This window comes from Ruegeria sp. CDSB086 (assembly GCF_059611065.1).
In genome coordinates this window covers 95737-112430 of record NZ_JBXWOV010000006.1, presented here as the reverse complement: position 1 = coordinate 112430, position 16694 = coordinate 95737, and the positions used below count along the sequence as shown (strand labels likewise).

Genomic DNA, 16694 nt, shown 5'->3' with positions numbered 1-16694 from the left:
CATGAAGCAAAGACTAGTTGTTATAGGCGCAGGCATGGCCTCGGGTCGGGTGCTGGAACACCTGACCGACGCCGCACCGGATGCGTTCGAAATCACCCTGTTCAACGCTGAGCCGCGCGGGAACTACAACCGCATCATGCTCAGCCCGGTTCTGTCGGGTGAGAAGACCTATGAAGAGATCGTCACCCATGACGACACTTGGTATGCCGAGCGGGGCATCTCCTGCCGCTTTGGAGAGAAGGTGGCCAAGATCGACCGAGAGATGAAGGTGGTCGAGGGCGAGAACGGACATGTACCATACGACAAGCTGGTCGTCGCGACCGGGTCGAACCCGTTCATCATCCCTTTGCCGGGGCATGATCTGGATGGTGTGATCGCCTATCGCGATTTGGAAGACACGCAGCAGATGATGGGCATGAGTCCGGAAAACAAGGTCGTCGTAATTGGCGGTGGTTTGCTGGGGCTCGAGGCCGCTGCAGGGATGGTCGCGCATGGTGTTGACGTCACCGTTGTCCACATAATGGGCCACCTGATGGAGCGTCAACTGGACGAAGCCGCAGGCTACCTGCTGAAGAAGTCGCTGGAAGACAAAGGCATCAAGATCTGCCTGCAGGCGAACTCCAAGGAAATTCTGGGGCAGGACGGAAAGGTTCGCGCGCTGCTTCTGGACGACGGGACCGAGCTGCCCTGTGATCTGCTCGTCATGGCCGTCGGCATCCGCCCCAACACGGCTCTGGCACAAGAGGCCGGTCTGGCCACCGGGCGCGGCATTCATGTGGATGACCAGATGCTGACGTCGGACCCGGATGTCTACGCCGTGGGCGAATGCGTCGAACATGACGGAGAGGTATTCGGGCTAGTTGCACCGCTCTACGATCAGGCGAAGGTGGCGGCGCAGTCGTTGCTGGCGAAAGACGCTGCATTCGCGCAGAAAACCCTCTCGACCAAGCTGAAAGTCACCGGCTGCGATCTGTTCAGTGCGGGTGATTTCGCGGATGGGCCGGGGCGCGAGGATATCGTGTTCCGGGACCCGTCGCGCGGGGTCTACAAACGCCTTGTGATCGAAGAAGATCGTCTGGTTGGTGCTGTCATGTATGGCGACACCGCCGATGGTAGCTGGTTCTTCGGGTTGATCAAGGACGGCACCAGCATCGACGAGATGCGTGAGACGCTGATCTTCGGCCCGGCCTATCAGGGGGGCGACACCGCGGACCCTCTCTCAGCCGTTGCAGCATTGCCGCCTGAGGCGGAGATTTGCGGCTGCAACGGCGTATGCAAAGGCGAGATTGTCGAGGCGATCAACGCAGGTGCCGACGATCTGGGCGCGGTACGTGCAGGCACCAAGGCGAGTGCTTCCTGCGGCACCTGTACTGGACTGGTGGAACAGGTGTTGCAGGTGACGCTGGGTGACGACTTCCAAATGCCAACCGCGCAACCGATCTGCGGTTGCACCGACCTGACGCATGAGGATGTACGTCGTCTGATCAAGGGGCAGGAACTGAAAAGCCAGGCCGCTGTCTGGCAGGAACTCAGCTGGACCACGCCCAACGGCTGCCATGTTTGCCGCCCGGCGATTAACTATTATCTACTGGCGGATTGGCCGCTGGAATACCAAGACGACCCGCAAAGCCGCTTCGTCAATGAACGCAAACACGCCAACATTCAGAAAGACGGCACATTCAGTGTCGTGCCCCGAATGTGGGGAGGGATCACGACACCGGAAGAGCTGCGCGCCATTGCCAATGCTGCCGATAAGTACGACGTGCCAACCGTCAAAGTCACGGGCGGTCAGCGCATCGACCTTCTGGGCGTAAAGGGTGTGGACCTGCCTGCGATCTGGTCGGATCTGAACAAGGCTGGTCTGGTCTCGGGCCATGCCTATTCCAAGGGTCTGCGCACGGTCAAAACCTGCGTCGGCACGGATCATTGCCGGTTTGGCACGCAGGACAGTACAGGCCTGGGGATCAAGCTGGAGAAGACCCTGTGGGGGGCGTGGACGCCGCACAAGCTGAAGCTTGCCGTGTCAGGCTGCCCGCGCAACTGCGCCGAGGCGACGTGCAAGGATATCGGCGTGGTCTGCGTGGATTCGGGCTATCAGATCAGCATCGGCGGTGCCGCAGGCATGGACGTAAAAGAGACCGAGTTGCTCTGCCAAGTCTCCACCGAGGACGAAGCAATCGAGGTCGTGATGGCCGTCACCCAAGCCTATCGCGAAGGCGGCAAGTATCTGGACCGCTTGTACAAATGGTTGGGCAAGGTTGGCATGGACTGGGTCAAAGCTCAGGTCGTGGACGATCTTGAAAACCGCGCTGCTTTGGTCGCCCGGTTCGAACTGTCGCAAAGCATCTACCGCAAAGACCCGTGGGCCGAACACGTCAAAGAAAAAGCGCAGACCTACGCGCCGATTGCAGATTTTACATTGGAGGCCGCGGAATGAGCTGGATCGACATCGGACATATTGATGAGGTGCCGGTGCGCGGAGCGCGTCTGGTGAAAACCCATATCGGCTGTATCGCCGTCTTCCGCACTGCCGAGGCGGAAGTATTCGCCGCGACCAACAACTGTCCGCATAAGGGCGGCCCATTGTCCGAGGGCATCGTCCACGGCCAGTCAGTCACCTGTCCGCTACACAACTGGGTCTTTGACCTGAACACGGGCGAAGCTAAAGGCGCGGATGATGGCAGCATCACCACCTATCCGGTGCGTCTTGAAGACGGTCGTATCCTATTGGACGACAGCGCGGTTTCCCGGCGGAGCGCGGCCTGATGGACGGAAGTGGTCTGCCCGAAGTTCGCTCGACCTGCGCGTATTGCGGCGTTGGCTGCGGCGTGCTTCTGCGACCAGATGGAGTTGGAGGGCTGACTGTCCGGGGCGACCCGGATCATCCAGCGAACCATGGTCGTTTGTGCTCGAAAGGGTTGGCTTTGGGTGAAACCGTGGGGTTGGAACACCGGTTACTGGCTCCTCGCGCCTTTGGTCAGGACACCAGCTGGGATAACGCGTTGCAACTGATTGCAGACCGGTTCTCTGCCGCGATAACTGAACACGGGCCGGACAGCGTCGCTTTTTACGTCTCGGGGCAGTTGCTGACCGAGGATTACTATGTCGCCAACAAACTGATGAAAGGCTTTATGGGCTCGGCGAATATCGACACCAACTCTCGGCTTTGTATGGCATCTACAGTGGCAGGGCACAAACGCGCTTTCGGCACAGATACGGTGCCTGGAACCTATGAGGATCTGGATCAGGCTGACCTGGTTGTGCTGGTCGGCTCGAACCTCGCTTGGTGCCATCCTGTGCTCTATCAACGGGTCATAGCTGCGCGTCAGGCGCGCGGAACGAAGATTGTGGTTATTGATCCACGTCGAACAGCAAGCTGCGATCAAGCCGATCTCCATCTGGCGCTTCAACCGGGCAGCGACGTCGCATTGTTCAACCGATTGTTGGCCAGAATTCACCAAACCGGGCATGTGTCTGCGGAATTTCTGGATCGCAGCGTTGGGTTCAATGAGGCCGTCGAGCTGGCACAGCTTGACGATCCTGATGAGACGGGGCTGCGCCCTGGTGAGATTGAAGCTTTCTGCGATCTATGGATCGGTACCGAGCGCGTTGTGACGATCTTTAGTCAGGGTGTGAACCAGTCTTCTAGCGGAACCGACAAGGTCAACGCGATACTGAACTGCCATTTGGCCACCGGACGGATCGGTCGCCCGGGGATGGGTCCGTTTTCAGTCACCGGTCAGCCAAACGCCATGGGTGGTCGAGAGGTGGGCGGCTTGGCCAACATGCTCGCCTGTCATTTGGATATCGAAAACAAAGCCCACAATTCAGCCGTCCGGAAGTTCTGGAAAGCACCCAACATGCCACAGAAGCAGGGGCTCAAAGCGGTTGACTTGTTTCGCGCTGTCGAAAGCGGCCAGATCAAAGCACTGTGGGTCATCCACACCAATCCCGCGGCCACTATGCCAGATGCAGACCGCGTGAAGGCGGCCATCGAAAGCTGTCCATTCACAGTTGTCAGCGACCTGACCGCCAGAACAGATACCGCGCGTGTCGCAGACATATTGCTGCCAGCAGCGGGTTGGGGCGAAAAAAGCGGTACAGTGACCAATTCAGACCGCACGATCAGCAGACAACGCGCCGTTTTGGCGCCTCCGGGACAAGCGCGCGCGGATTGGGATATTTTGGCCGAAGTGGGCCGCCGCATGGGCTGGACAGAAGCATTCAGCTATAAAACCCCAGCACAGGTTTTTCGAGAATACGCTAAGATGACTTCGCTCGCTGTATCATTTGGCAAGGATCTGGATATTACAAATTTTTCGGACCTTGATGACGAAGACTATGAAGCGCTGAGCGCAACACGGTGGCCGACGACATCTCGTAAATCAGATGGCCGTTTTTTCGGCGATGGGCAGTTTTTCCATCCTGATGGCAAAGCACGTTTTGTGCCTGTTACCCATCGTCCACCTAAGGCGACGACTTCTGAACAATTTCCGTTTCTTTTGAACACGGGACGAAACAGGGACCAGTGGCACACCATGACAAGGTCCGGGTTGTCGCCGCGCCTGTCTGCCCATCTTGCCGAGCCTTATGTTGACGTTAACCCCAACGACGTTGATCGATTGGGCCTTAGTGCCGCAGATTTGGTTGAACTCAACAGCTCAGTTGGAAGCGGTATATTTCGGCTTCGCATCACGGAGTCTGTGGCACCAGGTCAAGTGTTTGCGCCAATTCACTGGACGGGTGAAACGGCCCCATCAGCCTGTGTGGATGTACTTGTTCCAAGTGTCACTGATCCGATCTCAGGACAGCCGGAAAGTAAGTCAACTGCGGTATCTGTACGGCGTATGCATGCCGCGTGGTACGGCTTTGCCGTTTCAGTTGACGCGGCGACCCCTGGTTCAGAGTACTGGGCAACTGCCAAAACACCCACCGGCTACAGGATGGAGTTTGCAGGCATGCAGATCATAGACAATTGGGAAAGCACTGCCCGCGAATGGTTTGGGCTACCGGATGCCGAGGCCACCGTAGTAGAAGATCCAAAGAGGGGCTCGTACAGAATAGCGCTGACAGACGGGCAGCGCGTATTGGCAGCGCTCTTCGTCTCGCGCCAACCTATCACATTGATGCGAGACTATTTGGCAAGCTTTCCCAAGGTGACGCCTCAGCAGATTTTGTCTGGCCGTTCCTCTGCGTCTTCAGAAGATTGCGGACCAATTGTCTGTTCCTGTTTCGAAGTCGGGCTAAAAACCATCATCCGTGCCATTCATGACCAACATATGATCAGTGTGGACGATATCGGAGATACCCTTCAGGCTGGAACGAATTGCGGGTCTTGCCGGCCAGAGTTGGCAGACTTGCTCACCGAGCATTCGAAATCAATCCGCAACAAACAGAAGAACTGCCGGCAAGAACAATCCGCGTAGATTCAAGGTTCCTTTGAACGGTACTGCGGTCCGCTATGATTGGTTTTCAAAGCCAGCGCAGGTTCCATTCATCTATAGAACAGATCAAATTGGGCCTTCCTAACCGGTTCGAACAACTTGGTCAGACGATGGCTTCGCCCGTGCTCCAGACCAACACTCGCGTCCCAGTTTCGCGTTTGCGGCGAATGTCTCCTCTGACGCGCCGCACAACGGCTAAGGCGACCGCAACCGAACGGCAGGTTAGGGCCGAATGTCACTTTCGCTATTAGGTAATTTAATGATCGCCAATAGTAGCTATCACCCTTCACGCCGCTTTCCTTTCGCGGGCCAGCGGGATTTGGACAAGCCAAACGCCCTTGGCCGTCAGGGTGAGGGCGCTGCCCTCCCCCTCGGGTAACCCTATTAGACAGGGCCGTATCCTCGGCTGTGCCTGCGGGCCGCACCACCCCTGTCGAATAGCGTTGCCTTGACCCCTCCCGCGTTCGCCACGTGGCAGATTAGCAGGAACAGGCAGCTTCGCTGTCTGACCTACAAATCAGATCTGATTTTCCGAAAGGGAAGTCAGAACAAATCAAACTGCGTGCGGGAGCATAAAATGGGAACGGTGTGTTAGTTGATGACGCAAAGGTCAAATTCAACTGATGTCCAACGTTGGGGGGCGCCTTCGGATGTCGAACGTTCACCTAGTTTCTGGTCCAACTATGACGGTTGGGTCAGGTTCGTGTGACGTTCAACAGGAAATGTGGAACGTCACTGACCTTTGACTCAATCGACTGTCAAAACCTCAATAAATCAGTGAATCGCGTCATTCAATTCTGACCCAAACGTCAAGCATTTCTGACCCAACCATGAACCTGAAACACAATCTTCGTAAGGTTCAAGCCAATCATGCTAATCTGTTCAATCGACGCCTCCAAATTGGATTGTTTACAAACCCACAGTGGCACATCGAAGCCAGCGGTCGCCTCTACACTTCAGGGTCTGCTACGGAACACTTGAATTATGAGTGTATGACCAAAAATTGACCGTTTGTGATTGGACTAGGCGCACTTCTGTCGCGATCTAACTTCTAACCATGCACCCCTGACGGATCATCAACGATCCAGCCAGATGAAAAATCCATCGATCGACCCTCAACCAAGAACAAAATTCGGAGGCATAAATGATGTCACAGCTATCCAGTGTGATCCTGACCCTATTGCAAGTCCTCTCTTATGCTTTCATCTTTGCCATCGGTCTCGCCGTGCTTTGGATCGTGGTGATTTATTTCCGTGACAAGACCCAAACCGAAAGCACTTTGCGTCGCAACTATCCGGTGGTCGCACGGTTCCGCTATTTCTTTGAGCACATGGGCGAGTTCCTTCGTCAGTATTTCTTTGCACAGGACCGAGAAGAGATGCCGTTCAATCGGGCCGAACGGTCCTGGGTATACCGTGCCGCCAAAAACGTGGATTCCACCGTGGCCTTTGGCTCGACCCGTGATTTGCGCCCTACCGGGACGGTTTATTTTGTGAATTGCCCGTTTCCAACGCTGGAACAGGACGCGCAAGAGCCGTCAGCCGTGACCATCGGACCATTTGCGCAACACCCATATACTACCGATTCCGTCTTTAACATTTCCGGCATGAGCTATGGGGCAATCTCGGTTCCGGCCGTGCGGGCGTTGTCATCGGGTGCAAAAGCGGCGGGAATCTGGATCAACACTGGCGAGGGTGGCCTGTCGCCCTATCACTTGGAAAGCGGCGCGGATATCGTTTTCCAGATCGGGACCGGCAAGTTTGGCGTACGCAAACCGGAAGGCGGTTTTGACGAAGACAAGCTGCGCGCAGTTGCGGCCCATGACGCCATAAAGATGTTTGAGATCAAGTTGAGTCAGGGCGCCAAGCCCGGCAAGGGCGGTATTCTGCCCGGCGCCAAGGTCACCGAGGACATTGCTGCCATTCGCGGTCTGAAGGTCGGTCAGGATGCCATCAGCCCTAACCGACACCCCGAAATCAACAGCGTGGGCGATCTGTTGGACATGATAAGCTATGTGCGCGAAGTGAGCGGCAAGCCGGTCGGCTTCAAAGCGGTTATCGGCGCTTACGGATTCTTCGAAAGCCTGTGCCAGGAAATTCTCAAGCGCGGTCCAGAAAGTGCACCAGATTTCGTTACCATCGACAGCTCTGATGGCGGCACGGGCGCTGCCCCGATGAGCCTGATCGACAATATGGGCATGCCTCTGCGTGAAAGCCTGCCGCTGACGGTGGATATGCTCAGGAAGTACGGGCTGAAAGATCGAGTGATGGTCTGCGCCAGCGGCAAGATGATCAACCCGTCCGAAGTGGCATGGGCCTTTTGCGCAGGTGCTGATTTTGTGAACTCAGCGCGGGGATTCATGTTCGCGCTAGGCTGCATTCAGGCCCTGCAGTGCAACAAGAATACATGTCCCACGGGCATCACGACCCACAATCCAAAACTGCAATTCGGGCTTGATCCCGTCAGCAAGGCGGAACGTGTCGCCAGCTATGCTAAGAACATGAAAAAAGAGATTGGGATCATCGCTCACAGTTGCGGTGTGGCCGAACCGCGTCTGCTGAAACGATATCATGCGCGCATCGTTCTGGACAACGGACGCTCGGCATCGATGGATGACCTTTACCCGAAACCACAACAAATGCAGGCAGCTGAATAAACTTATCTGTATAATCAAAGGACACGGCAGCCCCGGCTGCCTGCGGGGCGGCCATTCGCGTTGACCCCGCAAACATCAGGAGATCACATGTCACCTTCAACACCTATCGCAACAATCCCAACCAAAGCCTCGGACCTGTTGGTCGCCGCGCTTGAGGCCGAGGGTGTTGAATACATCTTTGCAGTTCCGGGCGAAGAAAATCTGGACGTTCTGGAATCGCTCAGAACCTCAAAGATTGAGCTGGTGCTAACGCGTCACGAACAGGGCGCGGCCTTCATGGCAGCCACCTATGGACGCCTGACGGGCAAGGCCGGGGTCTGCATGGCAACGCTGGGGCCCGGGGCCACAAACTTTGCCACACCGGCGGCCTATGCACATCTGGGCGGTATGCCGCTGATCATGATCACCGGTCAAAAACCGATCAAGAAATCCAAACAGGGTCAGTTTCAGATCATCGATGTGGTGGGCCTGTTCGCACCAATCTGCAAGATGTCCAAGCAGATCGTGCACGGCAACACCATCCCGTCCCTGATCCGCGAGGCGTTTCGCATCGCTCAAGAGGAACGCCCCGGCGCGGTGCTGCTGGAACTTCCCGAGGATATCGCAGCCGAGGAAACCGACGAACCTGTGCTGAAACCACATCCGCGCCACTATGCCGTGGCCGGTGACACGGTCCTCAACGAAGCCGCAGATCTGATCCGGGCGGCGAAGATGCCGCTGCTGCTGTTGGGAGCTGGGGCCAATCGCAAACACGCGCGCAGTGCCCTCAGCCAGTTTGTGAAAGACACGCAGATTCCGTTCTTCAACACACAAATGGGTAAGGGCGTGGTGGACGAACGCTCTGATCTATTCCTTGGCACGGCTGCGTTGTCGGACGGAGATTACCTGCACTGCGCCATCGACCGAGCCGATCTGATCATCAATGTGGGCCATGACGTAGTCGAAAAGCCGCCCTTTTTCATGGAGGAAGGCGGCACCAAGGTGATCCACGTGAACTACAAGGCCGCACAGGTCGATCAGGTCTATTTCCCTCAGGTCGAGGTGGTCGGGGATCTGGCACAATCGATTGCGCGGCTGGGCGAAAAGCTGGGCGGGCCGTTGGATTTTGATCGCGCCTATTTTGAGCGCGTCAAACGGGAAACCGACCTGCACACCTCGGCGGGGGCAGATGATCCACGATTCCCGGTGATCCCGCAGCGCTTTGTTGCGGATACGCGCAAGGTTATGGGCGATTGCGACATCATCGCGTTGGACAATGGTATCTACAAGATCTGGTATGCGCGTAATTATCTGGCGTATCAGCCCAACACAGTGTTGCTGGATAACGCGTTGGCCACGATGGGGGCGGGGCTGCCCTCAGCCATGATGGCCGCCAAACTCTATCCCGAACGCCGGGTCATGGCGATTTGCGGCGATGGCGGGTTCATGATGAACAGCCAGGAGATTGAAACCGCAGTCCGGCTAGGTCTGAACCTTGTGGTCACGGTGCTCAATGACAGTTCATACGGCATGATCCGGTGGAAGCAGTCACATGCCGGGTTTGATGATTGGGGGCTGGAATTCAACAATCCCGATTTTGTGCAATATGCCAACAGCTATGGCGCAACTGGCCACCGAATTGAACGCACCGAAGATCTGGTTCCAACCTTTGAGGCCGCATTTGCCGCTGGCGGTGTACATCTGGTCGACCTGCCGGTGGATTACAGCGAAAACCAACGGGTATTGATTGACGAGCTGGCCGCCAAGGTGTGCTTGATATGAGCGGTATCGTAGATGTCGTAAACCCATACAGCCTGCAGTCGATCGGCAGCGTCGAAACCCGTTCGTGGGCTGAGATCGAGCCCATGTTAAGCACCGCGCAGGATCTTCACCGCAATCGTGATGGTTGGCTGCCCGCCTATCAGCGGATCGAAATTCTGAAAGAAACCGCGCGGCTGATGTCTGACCGGGCCGAAGAACTGGCGTTTCTGATCGCCAATGAAGGCGGCAAACCCCTTGTCGATGCCCGTGTCGAGGTCAAGCGCGCCATCGACGGGGTCGAGCTGTGCATTCATGAGATTGGACAGATGACAGGGCGCGAAATCCCGATGGACCTGACCGAGGCCGGGGCAGGACGTGTCGCGTTTACGCAGCGCGAACCGATTGGTGTCGTGGTTGCGGCAAGCGCGTTCAACCACCCGCTCAACCTGATTGTGCATCAGGTTGCCCCGGCAGTGGCCACCGGATGCCCGGTGATCGTCAAACCCGCTTTGGATACACCCATGTCCTGTCAGGCCTTTGTGGATATCTTGCATCAGGCCGGTCTGCCCGCCGAATGGTGTTGCTTTGCCCCCTGCCAAAATGATGTGGCCGAGACATTGATTACCGATCCCCGCGTCGGCTTTTTCTCGTTCATTGGCTCGGCGCGGGTGGGTTGGATGTTACGTTCCAAACTGGCACCCGGCACACGTTGTGCGTTGGAACATGGCGGGGTTGCGCCTGTAATTGTGGATGACACCGCCGACATTGATGCGATGATCCCATCCCTAACCAAGGGGGGATTTTATCATTCCGGACAGGTCTGTGTTTCGGTTCAGCGGGTTTTTGCACCGACCGGATCAGCCGTAGAGATCGCTCAAAAACTAGCGGATGCGGCGGCGGCACTGACGGTTGGGGACGCCACCGACCCCAATGTCGATTGCGGCCCCCTTATTCGCCCGACCGAAGTTGACCGCGTCGAACAATGGGTGGACGAGGCGGTTCAAGGCGGTGCGACGCTGCTGACCGGTGGAAAACGACTTGGCCCGACAACCTATGCCCCGACTGTCCTGCTGAATCCGTCTTCTGATGCCCGAGTCTCAACGGCGGAAGTTTTTGGGCCGGTTGTCTGTGTCTATGGCTATGACGCACCGGAGGATGCCTACAGGGCCGCGAATAACTTGCCATTTGCCTTTCAGGCTGCGGTCTTTACCAAAAACTTGGACACGGCGATGCAAGCCATTCAGCGCCTGGATGCCACAGCGGTTATAGTCAACGATCACACTGCGTTCCGGGTCGATTGGATGCCCTTCGCGGGCCGCCGACAGTCAGGCTACAACACAGGTGGGATCGGCTATACTATGCACGACATGACGCAGGACAAGATGGCGGTGATCAAGCTATGAGGCTCCGTTGGACTAGAATCTAAAGCTCGATCTAAATGCGATCATGCTTCTCAATCATGCGGTTTATCAAAAAAGTATGGTGACGGCGGTCATCTCTCAGTCTCGCAATGGCTTTGTTGGACAAATCAGGTTCTGTTCGTAGGTTCCTTTCCACCGGACGGACTTATCCCATGGGCTCTGTGACGGTTATGCCTAGAGTAGCGGTTTAGGACGGAGACTTGGGCCTGGATTTAGGCATCCTGTCAAGCGAGTCCTACGCCAGCCCCTGCCCAGCAGGCGGTTGCGGAACAATCTACCGAGAGGAAGGCCTAGCAGTCTCATCCAATGCATCTTGGTCTCAACGTGGCTTTGGCGGTGATATCCGATCCAGGTCCGCCATATGGCGCGGCATAGGTATCGCGAGGCAGTGACCGCCTCGTTTCGGGCGAAGGCATCTATGTTTGTGGACTTCAAAGATTGGCATTCCTGTGCGGGAGAATGACGGCATGTGCGCCACTCGTGGCCATCGCGTCACGGCATTTGCTTGTCGCAAGCACCGTATGCGGTCACTAAACCGTTGTCCTGATCAACCGGGGTCCGGGCAGTTAACTCAGGTAACAGCGAGCGTCAGCGACATTTCTGGTGGTGACTTCAATGGCGCGCTTCCAGCGTTTCCTTATCAATGCCGGTGTGTATCTTGCGCCAAATCACCGCATAGGGCGTCCATGCTTGCGAGCAAACTATTCAGCTTTACCCTCTGTCTTGATACCCGTGCTGTCGAAAACAAAGGCTCAACGGGTCGCTGTTATCACGGTAGGCAGCTCTACACTTAGCGGCCTTTGTCGACGACACAAGATGCATAAAATCGGGTACTGACCAGTCCAACCTGGCCAAATGCAGTAGGCTTTCTGCAAAGCCGAGGTTTGTCGCAAGTTTTTGCTTATACTTCAGGCCTCCGACGGCAATCCTTACTGCACCGGGATGTCTCCTCCCTCCGCGTCATCGAACTTTCCAACCCATCTCTGCACCGAGAAAATGTCGAAATAGATACTGAGCAGAGATGGCAGCACCAGTGTCACCAGAATCATCGAGGCCGTTAGACCAGCTGCCACCGAGACAACGAGGGGCACTGTGGTTTGCACATGGACCGAGGTGTTGGAGATCAAGGGAAGAAGCCCGGCCACCGTCGTCCCGGTCGACAAGATGATCGGCCGGAAGCGGGCACGGACGGCATCCAGTGCTGCGGCAACGTGGTCGTCTCCTTGCAGGTGGGTTTGGAAGAAAGTCAGGAAAAGGATGGCGTTGTTGACTACAATCCCCGCAAGCGAGGCAAAGCCGATCAGACTGGGCATCGACAGACTCAACCCCATTGCCCAGTGGCCAAGGATCGTGCCGATCAGCGCAAAGGGGATCGACAGCATCACCACCAGCGGCAGCGTGTAGCTGCGGAATTGGAAGGCGAGTACCATATACACGCCGACAAGCCCCAATAGCAGCTTCGTGGCGACCGAAGATTGCGACTTCTGTTGTTCTTCGGTGGCTCCGCCAATTGAGATCGAAATGCCGGGGTATTGCCGCTCCAGTTCCGGCGCGACATCGTTCAGCACGAAGGCCGAAATGGCTGTGGAGGTGGTGGCCTTGCGGTCGATCTGGCCGATGATATTGGCGACGACCCGCCCATCCTTACGTGTGATCGTCGGGTAGGAGGCAGCGAGTTCCATAGCGGCCACCGAGATCAGGGCGGTCTGTTTGCCGCCGCCGACGATGATCGGGAATTGTTCCAGCTCGGTGAAGTTCGCGACTGTGTCTCCCAGCTGCACCTGCACGTTCACGCTCGAGGCTCCGGTGTGGAACGTGTCGGTCTCCGAGCCTTGAAAGGCCTGGCGGAGCTGCGCCGAGAGCGATTGCGGTGTCAGCCCGACGGTATAACCGTATTCGTTCAGCGTTAGCTTCACTTCTTGACGGCCACCATAGAAATCGGAATAGGCCTCTTTGACGTCAATCCGCTCCAAGAGCCGTGACAGGACTTCGGATGCGGCCACCTCGATCTCCCCTAGATCGCTTCCCGAGACGTCGATATCAATGTCATTGCCCCCCGGCCCTGCCTCGTTCTGGGCAAAGCTTATCTGGTGAAGGTCTGGAAGCGTGCCGGATTCCGCGCGCCAGACCTGCAGGACCTCGTCGGCACTCACATTGCGCTTCCCAGCTTCCAACAGGTCGACGGTCACCGTCGCGGTGTTCGAGCCATTGTCGTTAACGCTCGAGTTAGAGCCGTAGCTGACAAGGACACGTTCGACCAGCGGCGCGCCGCCCTCAGTTTCAGGGCTGAATTGCGCATCCACCCGTTCGAGGCCCTCGAGAATCTGCTCGACATTGGCCAGGGTGCGATGGCGGGCGATCCCCGAGGTCAGCGCAATCTTTGCTTCGATCGTGTCGCCCTCCACCTCTGGAAAGCCAACCACCTTGACCTGACCGGACGCGACCAACCCGATCGAGAGGACGAGCGCGCCTAGAACGCTGCCGACGGTCAGGTAGCGGGCCCGCGCCAGCGCTGCGGCGGTGGGAATGACAACACCCTCCTTGAACCGCTCCAGCACCCGCGCAGCTGGTCGATCCTTGTACTCGGCGGGCGCCCCCTTCCCGATATGACTCAGGTGATGCGGCAAGATCAGGAAGCCTTCCAGCAAGGACAATGCCAGCGTCATCAGCAGCACCATCGGGATGTATTTGAGCACCTGTCCAAAGTCGCCGTCGATGAACATCAGCGGGCCGAAGACGCAGGCCGTGGTCAGGAAAGAGGACAACACGCCTGGCAAGATCTCCTGCGTGCCGCGCCAGGCAGCTTCCTTGCCGCCGACGCGCCGGCGCCACTTGTCGATATTCTCGGCGATGACGATTGAATCGTCCATGATCAGCCCAACCGCCAGCAGGAGCGCGATGAGCGTGAAAATATTGATGGTGACGCCCAGAGCGCTCATCAGAAACAGCCCGCCGAGGAAGGAAACCGGCAGTGCGGCCGAGATCCAGAGCGCCTCTTTGAGTGTGAAGAACATCCACATCACCGCAAAAACCAGCGCCAAGCCCATCACGATATTGCTGACAATGAGGGAAAGGCGTTCCTCAACGATCTCAGTCCTGTTGTTGATGACGGTAATTTCGAATGGCTTCGGCCAAGCTGCGCGCTCCGCCTCCAGAATCGCCTCGACACGTTCGAAAATACGGATGGAATCACCTTCCGACGCCTTCATGATCTGGATGGTCACCGCCTGCGCACCGTTGATGTAGCTTTGCGTGTTCTCGTCGCTGTCGACGATCCGTGCGGTTGCGAGATCCTTGAGCCGGACGATGCCACCGTTCTGGTTCTGCAATACGATCAGGTCTTCGAGATCTGCAACCGAGCGACGCACGTCCGAATAACGCAGCACGAGGCTCTTCTCAGTGGTTTCGACCTCACCCAGCGGCTGCTGGAGCGAGCGGGCGTTGATCGCATCGACCACGTCTTGGCTCGACAGCCCGTAGCGGCGCAGGTCCTCGTCGTCGAAAGTTACGCGCAGCTCTCGATCGGTCAGCCCCGACACGGTAGCTTCGGTCACACCGTCCACACCCTGGAGCGTGCTGGCCAGCTCGTCGGCATATTCCAGCAGTCCTTGCTTGCCGTCGATCCCAGAGATGCCGATCTGTGCGATCATCTCGGTGCGCCCACCTCGCTCGATTGAGGGTGTCTCAGCATCATCGGGGAAGTCGTCCACGCCGGAGACGGCCGAGGAGACGTCGTTGTAGAACTGGATGATATCGCCGCCGGTCTCCAGCTCGGCCGTGGCTGAGGCACGTCCGTCGATGGAGAGACAATAAAGTTCCTCTAATCCGTCAGTACCGGAAATCGCATCCTCCAGCCGGGTACAGATATCCTCGTCCACATCGACGGCCGAGGCGCCGGGATAGGAGATAGAGACCAGAACGGTGGAGGCGGTGGTGTCGGGAAAGGTCTCGCGTTCGATATTGCTGACGGTTGCGAGACCCAGGATGCAAATCAACGCCATCAGAAGGTTGGACGCAACGGGGTGACGGACGAACCAGGCGATCATGTCACTGCTCCGCCGTGGGCATGACAAGATCCAACGCCATGCCGATCACCGGCGGGGATGGCTCGCTCAGCACCAGCCGGTCGCCGCCCTCCAGCCCACTGAGGATAATGGCGCCCTCGCCGATGGAATGACCGACCTTGACCGCGGATTTGGCAAGCCGGTCCTGCGCATCCGCGAGGTAGACAAACGCAGCGCCATCGTCGCCATAGCGCAAAGCGCTGCGCGGAACGACGATGGTGTTCTCCATCGGATCCGAGCTGAAGATGACCGAGACAAATGCACCGGATTCAAGCGGGCCGCGTTGCAGGTGCGGCTGCCCGATTGTCGGATCCTCGACCCGGACGACAACGCCCATCGTTGCGGTGTCGGCGTCGAGTGTGCCGCGCATACGCTCCAACTTCGCCGGCCATGACAGGACGCGGTTTTCAAGCGAGACGCGCACTTCTGCCGAAATCCCGGCATCCGTCAGGAACTCCATGACCCGGGAGGTGTCTATGCCCTCAGCGGGAGCCTCGCCCTTGCCGCGTGCCGCCATAAAGATCGGCGCGAAGGTTTTCGGCTGAACCTCGGCGGTTACTTCGGCGGCCGAAGTGTCGTCCAGGACCAACAATATGTCGCCGGTACGAACGAACTGTCCGGCCTCGACGCCAATCTCTGAGACCCGGCCGCGAAATGGCGCGGAGATCTTGGCTTTCTCGATCGACCGCTCAGCCTCGCGTAGTTCGGACATCCGCACCGCGCGTGTCGCCTCCAGGCTCTCGCGTTGCGCTGGATAGAGCGCCAGCGTATTCTCCAGGGTGAGCACCGAATTCGACTGTGCCAGCAGGGTTTTTTGCGCGGTATCGAGCGCGGCCTGTGTCGAGGCGCCGCGTTCAACCAGCGAGGCGACGCGGTCATACTCGTTCTGCGCCACAGCTTTCGTCCGCTCCTGCAACTCCAGCGTCTTGCGGGTGTTTTCTTCCTGCCGTTCGCTCTCGCGCAGCTGGGCCTCGACCGAGGTGATATTTGCCTGCGCCTTCTGGCGGGCAAGCTCGTAATCAGTCACGTCGATCTCGAACAGCACATCGCCGGCTTCGACGACGCTTCCGACGGCAAGGTCCCCGGGGATCGCGTCGATCCGCCCCTCGACCTCGGAAACGGCCGACCAGTCCCGGGCTGGCTCGACCCGTCCATAGCCGATGACAGTGGCCGAAACTGGTTGCGGTAGGATCTCCATCGCGCGCACCGCGAGACGGGTTTCTTCGTGACGGGTGACGTCCTCGGACTGTTCCCGAGTCATCCAGTAGAAGCCGAGCACAGCAATCACGAGTGGAGGCAGGATCATCAATGGGCGGAAGTTCATAAAACAGCTCCATCTTGAGCTAGGGCAGCTGAGAACTCGGCACGC

General features: G+C 57.7%; 8 protein-coding genes. 6 read left to right on the top strand and 2 right to left on the bottom strand.

The genetic code is table 11. The features are described from left to right. The first annotated feature begins 1 nt into the window (after position 1). The 6 genes from nirB to AC2FIO_RS13490 all read left to right on the top strand — a co-directional run bounded on the left by nirB (position 2) and on the right by AC2FIO_RS13490 (position 11243). Entirely contained in the window at positions 2-2437 is a 2436-nt protein-coding gene (gene nirB / locus AC2FIO_RS13515) for a nitrite reductase large subunit NirB (RefSeq protein ID WP_496698239.1), read from the top strand. After that, the gene (nirD, locus tag AC2FIO_RS13510; protein ID WP_282120617.1) at positions 2434-2766 is read left to right on the top strand and encodes a nitrite reductase small subunit NirD; all 333 of its coding nucleotides are present in this window, start codon (positions 2434-2436) and stop codon (positions 2764-2766) included. Before nirB ends, nirD begins: the two co-directional genes overlap by 4 nt. Next, the gene (locus tag AC2FIO_RS13505) at positions 2766-5426 is read left to right on the top strand and encodes a nitrate reductase (RefSeq protein WP_282171119.1); all 2661 of its coding nucleotides are present in this window, start codon (positions 2766-2768) and stop codon (positions 5424-5426) included. The genes nirD and AC2FIO_RS13505 overlap by 1 nt, the downstream gene beginning before the upstream one ends. Positions 5427-6591: 1165 nt before the next feature. Beyond that, positions 6592-8100 carry an FMN-binding glutamate synthase family protein gene (locus AC2FIO_RS13500; protein WP_496698595.1) on the top strand — a complete coding sequence of 503 codons (1509 nt, stop codon included), beginning with the start codon at positions 6592-6594 and terminating at the stop codon, positions 8098-8100. A gap of 87 nt (positions 8101-8187) precedes the next feature. Further along, the gene (locus tag AC2FIO_RS13495; RefSeq protein WP_496698236.1) at positions 8188-9861 is read left to right on the top strand and encodes an acetolactate synthase large subunit; all 1674 of its coding nucleotides are present in this window, start codon (positions 8188-8190) and stop codon (positions 9859-9861) included. Then, entirely contained in the window at positions 9858-11243 is a 1386-nt protein-coding gene (locus AC2FIO_RS13490; RefSeq protein ID WP_496698234.1) for an aldehyde dehydrogenase family protein, read from the top strand. The genes AC2FIO_RS13495 and AC2FIO_RS13490 overlap by 4 nt, the downstream gene beginning before the upstream one ends. 947 nt (positions 11244-12190) lie before the next feature. Here AC2FIO_RS13490 and AC2FIO_RS13485 read toward each other — a convergent pair. Both AC2FIO_RS13485 and AC2FIO_RS13480 read right to left on the bottom strand, forming a co-directional pair. After that, positions 12191-15307, bottom strand: a complete 3117-nt coding sequence (locus tag AC2FIO_RS13485; RefSeq protein ID WP_496698232.1) for an efflux RND transporter permease subunit — start codon at positions 15305-15307, stop codon at positions 12191-12193. A 1-nt stretch (position 15308) separates the two neighbouring features. Then, positions 15309-16649 (bottom strand): efflux RND transporter periplasmic adaptor subunit, encoded by a 1341-nt coding sequence (locus AC2FIO_RS13480; protein WP_496698229.1) that lies wholly within the window; start codon positions 16647-16649, stop codon positions 15309-15311. Positions 16650-16694 lie beyond the last annotated feature (45 nt).